The 8,848-nt window shown below is 66.8% G+C and carries 11 protein-coding genes; 7 read left to right on the forward strand and 4 right to left on the reverse strand.

The annotated features are described in order from the left end of the window. The 4 genes from H7290_RS18470 to H7290_RS18485 all read left to right on the forward strand — a co-directional run. A partial coding sequence (locus H7290_RS18470) for a vitamin B12 dependent-methionine synthase activation domain-containing protein (RefSeq protein ID WP_290515485.1) occupies positions 1-1,599 on the forward strand: 1,599 nt, incomplete at its 5' end. 48 nt (positions 1,600-1,647) lie between these two features. Further along, positions 1,648-2,499 carry a PAC2 family protein gene (locus H7290_RS18475; RefSeq protein ID WP_290515486.1) on the forward strand — a complete coding sequence of 284 codons (852 nt, stop codon included), beginning with the start codon at positions 1,648-1,650 and terminating at the stop codon, positions 2,497-2,499. Between the two features lie 89 nt (positions 2,500-2,588). Beyond that, positions 2,589-2,855, forward strand: coding sequence for a hypothetical protein (locus tag H7290_RS18480; RefSeq protein ID WP_290515487.1), 267 nt, complete (start codon positions 2,589-2,591; stop codon positions 2,853-2,855). 3 nt (positions 2,856-2,858) lie between these two features. Continuing rightward, positions 2,859-3,734 (forward strand): FHA domain-containing protein, encoded by an 876-nt coding sequence (locus tag H7290_RS18485; protein ID WP_290515488.1) that lies wholly within the window; start codon positions 2,859-2,861, stop codon positions 3,732-3,734. Here the strand turns inward: H7290_RS18485 and H7290_RS18490 are convergent. Next, positions 3,731-4,273 carry a hypothetical protein gene (locus tag H7290_RS18490; RefSeq protein ID WP_290515489.1) on the reverse strand — a complete coding sequence of 181 codons (543 nt, stop codon included), beginning with the start codon at positions 4,271-4,273 and terminating at the stop codon, positions 3,731-3,733. The genes H7290_RS18485 and H7290_RS18490 overlap by 4 nt on opposite strands. Positions 4,274-4,338: 65 nt before the next feature. Beyond that, the gene (gene mshC / locus H7290_RS18495; protein WP_290515490.1) at positions 4,339-5,565 is read right to left on the reverse strand and encodes a cysteine--1-D-myo-inosityl 2-amino-2-deoxy-alpha-D-glucopyranoside ligase; all 1,227 of its coding nucleotides are present in this window, start codon (positions 5,563-5,565) and stop codon (positions 4,339-4,341) included. A gap of 73 nt (positions 5,566-5,638) precedes the next feature. Between mshC and corA the strand changes: the two genes are divergently transcribed. Continuing rightward, positions 5,639-6,598, forward strand: a complete 960-nt coding sequence (corA, locus tag H7290_RS18500; RefSeq protein WP_290515491.1) for a magnesium/cobalt transporter CorA — start codon at positions 5,639-5,641, stop codon at positions 6,596-6,598. Here the strand turns inward: corA and H7290_RS18505 are convergent. Further along, a complete protein-coding gene (locus H7290_RS18505) occupies positions 6,595-7,431 on the reverse strand; it encodes an undecaprenyl-diphosphate phosphatase (protein ID WP_290515492.1) in 837 nt (278 codons plus the stop codon). The genes corA and H7290_RS18505 overlap by 4 nt on opposite strands. Positions 7,432-7,479: 48 nt before the next feature. Between H7290_RS18505 and H7290_RS18510 the strand changes: the two genes are divergently transcribed. Both H7290_RS18510 and H7290_RS18515 read left to right on the forward strand, forming a co-directional pair. Continuing rightward, entirely contained in the window at positions 7,480-8,433 is a 954-nt protein-coding gene (locus H7290_RS18510) for an aldo/keto reductase (protein ID WP_290515493.1), read from the forward strand. Next, entirely contained in the window at positions 8,430-8,642 is a 213-nt protein-coding gene (locus H7290_RS18515) for a DUF5703 family protein (RefSeq protein WP_290515494.1), read from the forward strand. The genes H7290_RS18510 and H7290_RS18515 overlap by 4 nt, the downstream gene beginning before the upstream one ends. 9 nt (positions 8,643-8,651) lie before the next feature. Here H7290_RS18515 and H7290_RS18520 read toward each other — a convergent pair. Then, positions 8,652-8,848, reverse strand: a 197-nt coding sequence (locus tag H7290_RS18520; protein WP_290515495.1) for a hypothetical protein, incomplete at its 5' end; no start/stop codon positions are given.

The following is an 8,848-nucleotide window of genomic DNA, read 5'->3' on the forward strand; positions in this document are numbered from 1 at the left end:
AAGAAGGCCGTTGCCTACCTGATCCCGTACATCGAGGCTGAGAAGCAGCCCGGCGACGCCGAGCGCAGCAACGGCAAGGTCGTGATGGCGACGGTCAAGGGCGACGTCCACGACATCGGGAAGAACATCGTCGGCGTGGTGCTGCAGTGCAACAACTACGACGTCGTCGACCTCGGCGTGATGGTGCCGGCACAGAAGATTCTCGACGCGGCCAAGGCGGAGGGCGCCGACGTCATCGGCCTCTCCGGGCTCATCACGCCGTCGCTCGACGAGATGGTCAACTTCGCGGTGGAGATGGAGCGGCAAGGCTTCGACATCCCGCTGATGATCGGTGGAGCGACGACGTCGCGCGCCCACACCGCGGTCAAGGTCGCTCAGAAGTACCACGGTCCGGTCATCTGGGTGAAAGACGCGTCGCGTTCGGTGCCCGTCGTGGCGGCGCTCCTGTCCGACGAGCAGCGACCCGGCCTGCTGGCCGACACCGAGGCCGACTACGAGTCGTTGCGTGAGCGCCACGCCGCCCGCCAGGACACCCGGTCGTTGCTGACCATCGCCGGTGCCCGTTCAGGCGCCACGCCCATCGACTGGTCCGGCTACCAGCCGCCGAGGCCCCGCATGCTGCTCCAGCAGGCCAAGGACACGTGCACCGGCCCGGACTGCGATCACCGTCACGGTGAGGTGACCCAGTTCGTCAAGACCTTGACCGACTACTCGCTGGACGAGCTGCGCAAGTACATCGACTGGCAGCCGTTCTTCAACGCGTGGGAGATGAAGGGCAAGTTTCCCGACATCCTCAACAACCCGTTGTCCGGTGAAGCCGCCCGCAAGCTCTTCGAGGACGCGCAGGTCATGCTCGACCAGCTCATCGCGGAGAAGTGGATCCGTGCCAACGGGGTCTTCGGGCTGTTCCCTGCGAACCAGGTCACTGGTGACGACATCGACGTCTACACCGACGAGTCGCGCACCGACGTCAAGCTGACACTGCACCAGCTCCGTCAGCAGGGTGAACACCGCGAGGGCGTGCCCCACCGCTCGCTCGCCGACTACATCGCACCCATCGACACGGGTCTTCGCGACTACATCGGCGCGTTCGCGGTGACCACCGGCCTCGGCATCGAGGTCAAGATCGCTGAGTTCCGGAAGGACCTCGACGACTACAGCGCGATCTTGCTGGAGTCGCTCGCCGACCGGCTTGCCGAGGCATTCGCCGAGCGTCTCCACGAGCGGGTGCGCAAGGAGTTCTGGGCGCACGCCCCCAACGAGGCCCTCGACAGCGAGGCACTGATCAAGGAGAAGTACGAGGGGATCCGCCCAGCGCCCGGCTACCCGGCCTGTCCCGAGCACACCGAGAAGCAAACCATCTGGCAGCTCCTCGACGTCGAGACCAACACCGGCATCCAGCTCACCGAGAGCATGGCCATGTGGCCCGGAGCGGCAGTCAGCGGGCTCTACTTCTCGCACCCCGAGTCGCAATACTTCGTGGTCGGCCGCATCGGGCGCGACCAGGTCGAGGACTACGCAGGCCGCAAGGGGTGGAGCGTCGACGAGGCAGAGAAGTGGTTGTCGCCCAACCTGGGCTACCGCACGGAGAACGAGTAGTACCCGGGTCCGCGGCAAGGTTAGGCTGATTTCTGTGAGCGAGAGCGTGTGAGCGAAAACGTCAACATCCCGCAGCTGCGGGACCCGTGGATGGTTGCGGCCTTCGAAGGCTGGAACGATGCCGGGGACGCAGCGTCGGGTGTCGTCGATCACCTCATCGAGGAGTGGGACGCCGAGCTGCTGATCGAGCTCGACCCGGAGGACTACTACGACTTCCAGGTCCACCGACCCCAGGTGCACGCGGGCGACGAGGGTGAGCGGCTCATCACGTGGCCCGCGCCGATGATCTTCCACGCCCGACCCGATCGCGGCGATCGTGACGTCCTGCTCCTGCGCGCGCCCGAGCCCAACTTTCGCTGGAAAGGCTTCTGCTCGACGGTCATCGGTGTCGCCAAGCTCGCCGGCGTCACCAATCTCATCACGCTTGGGGCGCTGCTCGCCGACTCCCCACACACCCGACCGGTGCCGGTCAGCGGGTCCACGACCGACCCCGCGCTGATGGAGCGGATGTCGCTGGAGCCGTCCCGCTACTCCGGCCCCGTCGGCATCACCTCGATCCTCAACGAGATGGCGTCCCTCGACGGCATCGCGACGGCGTCGCTGTGGGCGGCAGTCCCCCACTACCTCGCCGAGCCACCGTGCCCCAAGGCGACCCTCGCCCTGCTCGGGGCCCTCGAGGACGCTGTGGGCATGCCACTCCCCCAGGGTGTCCTGGTCGAGATGACCGAGGCGTGGCAACGCGGCGCCGAGGACCTGACCGCCAACGACACCGAGATCGCTGAGTACGTCGAGGCACTGGAGAACGAGCGCGACACCAGTGAGCTGCCGGAGGCGTCGGGTGACGCCATCGCGCGGGAGTTCGAGCGCTACCTCCGCCGCCGCAGCGACGACACGGACTGAGTCCGATCACAAGTTGCGCGAGCGCCGATAGGTGTCACGCTCGGAGGGCGGACAGCACCTCTGCCTTCGCGCACACTCGAGGAGATTCCATGACCACAGACCAGAGCCCGACCCACACCGCCACGTCCACGGGAACCGTCCAGCCTGTCACCGACTGGACCGATCTCGGTCAGGAGATGTGGTCCTACCTCACCGGCAAGGGCGCCGCCGTCAACTACCAGTTCGTGGACATGGCCATCGAGGTGCCCCGTGACACCGGGTCCGAGGCCCCCCGTGCGACGTGGAAGCTCAACGGAACGCTGCGCATCACGACGAGCGACGACGACCGTCCCGGCGCCGACCAGCACCGAGGCTAGGACATGCCCGCGGCACTGCGGCTCGAGGCCGACCTGGCCTTCAGCATCGAGACACCGGCGTCCGACACGCAGGGGGCTTCGCTCATCAGCGGCTCGGTGCGCGCCATCGGCAGCCATGTCGAGGTGAAGAGCGACGAGTTGATGGCGATTGCCGGTCAACCGTCCCGGGCAGAGGTTCGCAGGGTCGCCGCGGAGGTCGCGCGATATGGCCTCACTGTCATTGTCCGTGGGCCTGACGGCATCGTGGTCACCCTCGGGCTCGTCGGCAGCGCGCCCTTCTCGCGCCTTGTCACCCGGTCGCCGTACATGAAGATCGGCAGCCTGAAACAGGGCCTGATGGCCGTGCGGGCTCGGCGGCGCTCTGCGCCCGGTGCAGTGAAGCTGGAGGCTGCCGAGCTGCCACCGGGCACGATGTGGCCTGTTCTGCCGACTCTGCTTCGTAGGTCACGCGTCGTCACGACGACGCACGATCCGTCCGGTGGGGGCGAGCCGAGGCTCTACCTGGCCGACAAGAGGGCCAACGGAGGGCTGGGGGTGTTCTACCTCAAGCCGGGGGTGACCAAGATCGGCTCCGGCGACGACGTCGACCTGCGTCTTGAGGGCCTCGACGAGCTCCACGCGGAGATCATCCGGGCTGACAACGACGAGTACGTCTTGGTGGCTCGCAGCACCCGCCTCTTCACCACGGTGGCGGGAAAGCAGCTGCCCCGGCAGACCTTGCACACCGGTTCGCGGGTCGAGCTCGGCCCATGGAGGATGTCATACGTCCGTGACGAGTACGCCGACCACGGCAGGCCCTACGGTGGACGCATCGGCGGTGAGCTGGGGCGACAACGCACTCAGCCAAGGCCCCAAAACCACCAGGGGGGTGGCTTCTAGGCGCGCTCGGCCAGCGAAGCCAAGGTGCGCAGCTGCTTGCGCATCATGACCAGGTCGCCCCACAGGAGAGCCTGCAGTCGTGCGCTGCGCGCGATGCCCCGTTTCGGCGGTATCTCAAGGACGCACACGAGACGGGTTCGCCCGTCCTGAGCCGTGCGCGCCTCGTACGTCAGCACCTGTGCGCCCATCAGCCGGGTGGCTCCACCGGCCTTGGGCATCAGCGTGAGACTGCGCCCCGGCTCGAAGTCGACGAGCCGGAACCCCATCATGAATGTCTGCCCCAGCTCGAGGTTCCTCATGGCGGGATCGGGTTTGCGGGGGCTACGTCTGCCGAGGTTGTCGACGAGGTCGTAGCTGTACGGCGCACGGCGCAGCTGGCACAGCCAGAGAAAGACCGTCTCGTGATCGGCATCGACGTCGACCGCTCGAACGGCACGCGTCGAGCCGGGCTGGACGAACTTCTCGCCCCGATGGTGAGCGTCGACCTCGGCGGGGGTCGCACCCCAGACCAAGGGCGTGTTGTGTCTCGCGCGCGGCATGTCTCACTGTCCCCCAGGCCGAAAGCTCTTGCTCGGCATATCGGTGCGGAAGGGCAACATGCGAGCTAGAGCGCGACGCCGAGGAGTGCGTCGATCGCGGTGCGCACCGTGCGACCGGCCTGGGGATCCCCCGCGGTGTCGTCGGCTGCCCAAGCATCGACTGCGGCCAGGGCTGCGGGGGCGTCGAGGTCGTCAGCCAGCGCCGTGCGGATGCTGTCGAGCACCGCGTGACCGGACGGCGCCATCTTGCGGGCGACCGCAGCACGCCACCGTGCGAGCTGCGCCTCCGCAGCGGTGATCTCGTCGCCGAACCACTCCCAGTCGCTGCGGTAGTGATGGGCGAGGAGCGCAAGTCTGATCGCCATGGGGTCGCGACCGTCGGCGCGGAGCTTAGAGACGAGCACCAGGTTGCCCTTGGACTTCGACATCTTTTCGCCCTCGAAGCCGACCATCCCGGCGTGGACGTAGGCGCGGGCGAAGGGCTCGCCGGTGGCGACCCGGGCTTCTGAGGCCGACATCTCGTGGTGGGGGAACACCAGGTCGGATCCGCCGCCCTGGACGTCGAAGGTCTCGCCGAGGTGGTGCAGGGCGATGGCGGTGCACTCGATGTGCCAGCCCGGCCGGCCCCGACCGAGGCGGGTCTCCCACGACGGCTCGTTCGGCCGCTCGGCCTGCCAGAGCAAACAGTCCAGGGGGTCTTTTTTGCCGGCCCGATCAGGGTCTCCTCCGCGCTCGGGGAAGATGCGCAGCATCATCTCCTCGTCGAATCCGGAGACGGTGCCGAACGCGTCGTCGGCATGTACGTCGAAGTAGAGGTCGTCGTCGACGGGGTAGACGGCCCCGGCCGTGTCGAGCCGGTCGATGAGGTCGACGACGAGGTTGATCGACTCGACGGCACCGATGTAGTTCGCCGGCGGGATGATGCGCAGTGCCGTCATGTCCTCGCGGAAGAGCTGTATCTCGCGCTCCGCGAGCTCTGACCACTCGACACCAGTGACCAGCGCCCGCTCGAGCAACGGATCATCGACATCGGTGACGTTCTGCGTGTAGTGGACGTCGAGGCCCCGGTCGCGCCAGGCCCGCTGGAGCAGGTCGAACGTCAGGTACGTGGCTGCGTGCCCCATGTGCGTCGCGTCGTAGGGGGTGATGCCGCAGACGTAGAGACGCGCCGAGCCCTCGGGGTCGGTCGGCGTCGTGCCGTTGGCGGCGGTGTCGAAGATCATCACCGCGGGACCCACCCCGAGTCCGAGATCACTGAGTGACGGGACGTCGGGAACGGACCAACTGCGCATGCTCCGAGCGTATCGGCCCGTCGGTTGCGGCATGTCGACGGCTGTGGGGTGACGGGTCAGGCAGAATGTCGACGTGATCATCGACTGCGCTGTCTACCGCGACGGGGTCCGCGAAACGACCGAGCACGACAGGAACGCACTCGACGAAGCGCTTGCCGGCCTCGGTGAGGACGACTTCCTCTGGATCGGCATCGGAAACCCCACCCAGGACGAGATGCATCAGGTCGGTGACGCGTTGGGACTCCACCCGCTCGCCGTCGAGGATGCGCTCGAGGCGCACCAGCGACCCAAGGTCGAGCGTTATCAGGACCACCTGTTCATGTCGATTCGGACCGTTGCCTACAGCGACGACGACATCACGACGCACGAGGTCAACATCTTCCTCGGGCCCAACTACCTCTTGACAGTGCGACACGGTGGCCCGTCGTTGCGAGATGCTCGCAAGGCTGCCGAGCGCATGATCGAGCCGTTGTCGCATGGTCCGACAGCCGCGTTGTACGCCGTTGTCGACAGCATCGTCGACCACTACGAGGCGGTGGCCAGCGAGCTCGAGGTCGACGTGCAGGAGGTCGAGACGTCGGTGTTCTCGAACCAGCGCTCGAACGACTCGACCCGTATCTACCGGTTGAAGCGCGAGACGTTGGAGTTCCGCAGGGCCGTCGTCCCGCTGCGAGACCCCGTGCACCGCTTCTCGATGTCGGCCACCCCGGAGGATGCGCGACCGTACTTTCGTGACATCGCCGATCACCTGACGAGGGCGGCCGAGGCGATCGACAGCATCGATCACCTGCTCGACAACGCGCTGCAGGCGCACCTCGCCCAGCTGAGCGTCCAGCAGAACGAGGACATGCGCAAGCTGACGGCCGGCGCGACGATCTTCGCCGTCCCGACCGCGATCGCGGGCATCTACGGGATGAACTTCGAGCACATGCCCGAGCTCACCTGGACGTTCGGATACCCGTTGACCGTCGGGGTCATCGGGGCGCTCTGCGGTTACATCTACTGGCGGTTCAAGCGTTCCGGCTGGCTCTAGCTGACTGTGACGGTCGACGACAGCGTGCCGGTGGCCACCAGCACGAGCACCAGCACGCCGAGCGCCACCCGGTAGATGACGAACGGTGCGTACGACTTGTGACTGACGTACTGCAAAAGCAGATGGATGACCGCCAGGCCGACGAAGAACGACACGATCGTCGCGACGATCGTGGGACCCGTGCCATAGGCGTTGGCCTGACCGGGGATGTCCTTGAGGTTGAAGATGCCAGCACCGAGCACAGCAGGTATCGCAAGCAGGAAGGCGTAACGGGTGGCCGCCCGACGGTCGTAGCCGAGCAGCAGGCCCATGCTGATGGTGCCACCGGATCGCGACACCCCGGGGAACAGCGCGCATGCCTGTGCGAGGCCGAACAGGACGGCGTCTCGGGTGGTGAGCTTCTCGATCGGTCGGTTCTTGAGTCCGACCCGCTCGGCGAACCCGAGGATCAGGCCGAACACGATGAGGGCGACCGCAATGAGCGCGACCCGCCTGAACTCGTGCTTGATGGTCTCCTGGAACAGCAGCCCGAGAACGACGATCGGCACGGACCCGATGATGACGAACCACCCCATGCGCCACTCGAGCTCGGCCCGCGCCTCCGCGCTCACGAGGCCTTTCAGCCAACCCGTTGCGATCGTGACGATGTCGCGCCAGAAGTAGATGACGACGGCAAGCTCGGTGCCGATCTGGATCACAGCCGTGAATGCCGCACCTGGATCGTCCCAGCCGAAGAACTTCGGGAAGATGGCGAGGTGGGCACTGCTGGAGATGGGGAGGAACTCTGTCAGGCCCTGGATGCTGCCCAGGACCACGGCTCGTAGGAAATCCACGACGCGAGCCTACCGGCGGCGCTTCACCGTTCCGACTAGCCTTGCGCCATGCAGTATCGCCGTGTCGGTCGCTCCGGGCTGGAGGTCTCGCGACTTGCCCTTGGCACGATGCCGTGGGGAGCCTCTGTCGATGCCTACGAGGCCGAGGACCAGCTGGCCGTCTTCCTCGACTCGGGAGGCACGCTGGTCGACACAGCGCCCATCTACGGCGGTGGAGCGTGCGAAGAGATGCTCGGCACGCTGCTGTCGAAGACCCAGACCCGCGAGCGCATCGTTCTCGCCGGCAAGGCAGGCTTCATCTGGCGCCATGGGCAGGCCGAGCGCGACGGGTCGAGGGGCACGCTTCTGGACCAGCTCGACCAGTCGTTGCGTCAGCTCGGCACCGACCACCTCGACCTCTGGCAGATCCACACACCAGATCCGGACGTGCCGATGGAGGAGATGCTCGGGACACTCGAGCACGCCGTCCGCACTGGCCGCACCCGCTACGTCGGCATCTCGAACTTCACCGGATGGCAGACCGGTGTTGCGCAGACGTGGCTGGCCGGCCGCGCCGACGCGCTGCCGCTCGTGAGCACCCAGGTCGAGTACTCCCTCGTCAACCGTGACCCCGAAGCCGAGGTCGTCCCGGCTGCCGAGCACCTTGGCATGGGCATCCTGGCCTGGTCGCCGCTCGGCCGTGGTGTGCTGTCGGGCAAGTACCGCGTCGGTGTCCCGGCAGACTCTCGTGCGGCCGACCCGGCCTGGGAGCAATTCGTCGGGGCCCACCTGACTCCCCAGAAGGCCAGCATCGTGGAGGCGCTGGCCCGCGCGTCCGAAGGGCTGGGCGTCACCATCGCCCACGTGGCCCTGGCGTGGCTGGTCGCCCGTCCCACCGTGTCGTCGGCGATCGTCGGAGCACGTACGACGGCGCAGCTGCAGGAGAATCTCGCCTCGGAGGATCTCGAGCTGCCCCCCGAGATCATCCAGGCCCTGGACGACGTGTCAGGAGCCGATCGATGAAAAGGCATCTGAAGGAGTCGCGGATGATCGAGTACGAGTTCTGGAAGCTCACGATCGACCGCACGAAGTCACGCTCGGCCGTGTGCCGCATGCTGACCGATGCGGCGGAGTACCAGGGCTGGGAGCTCGACCGGCTGCGCAAGGACGGCACCGGGCAGCGCACCGTCGTGCTGCGCCGCAAGATCATCCGCATGCGCAGCACACTCTGAGCGGGCAGCTCAGACGTCGAAGCGTCCCGCCTGCACCCGTTGCAGAGAGGCTTCTGTTCCCAGCTCGGGACGTGCTTGCTCGTGGGCCGCGTAGAACGTCAGGAGCTGGACGACGAGCGCAGGGTCGGCGTTGATGGTTGTTCCGCCGATGATCAGGTCGTCTGCCGTCGCGGAGCTCAGCAGGCCGATGCTGAGGTCGTGGGTCT

The sequence above is a fragment of the Aeromicrobium sp. genome (genome assembly GCF_014378035.1).
Classification (GTDB): domain Bacteria; phylum Actinomycetota; class Actinomycetes; order Propionibacteriales; family Nocardioidaceae; genus Aeromicrobium.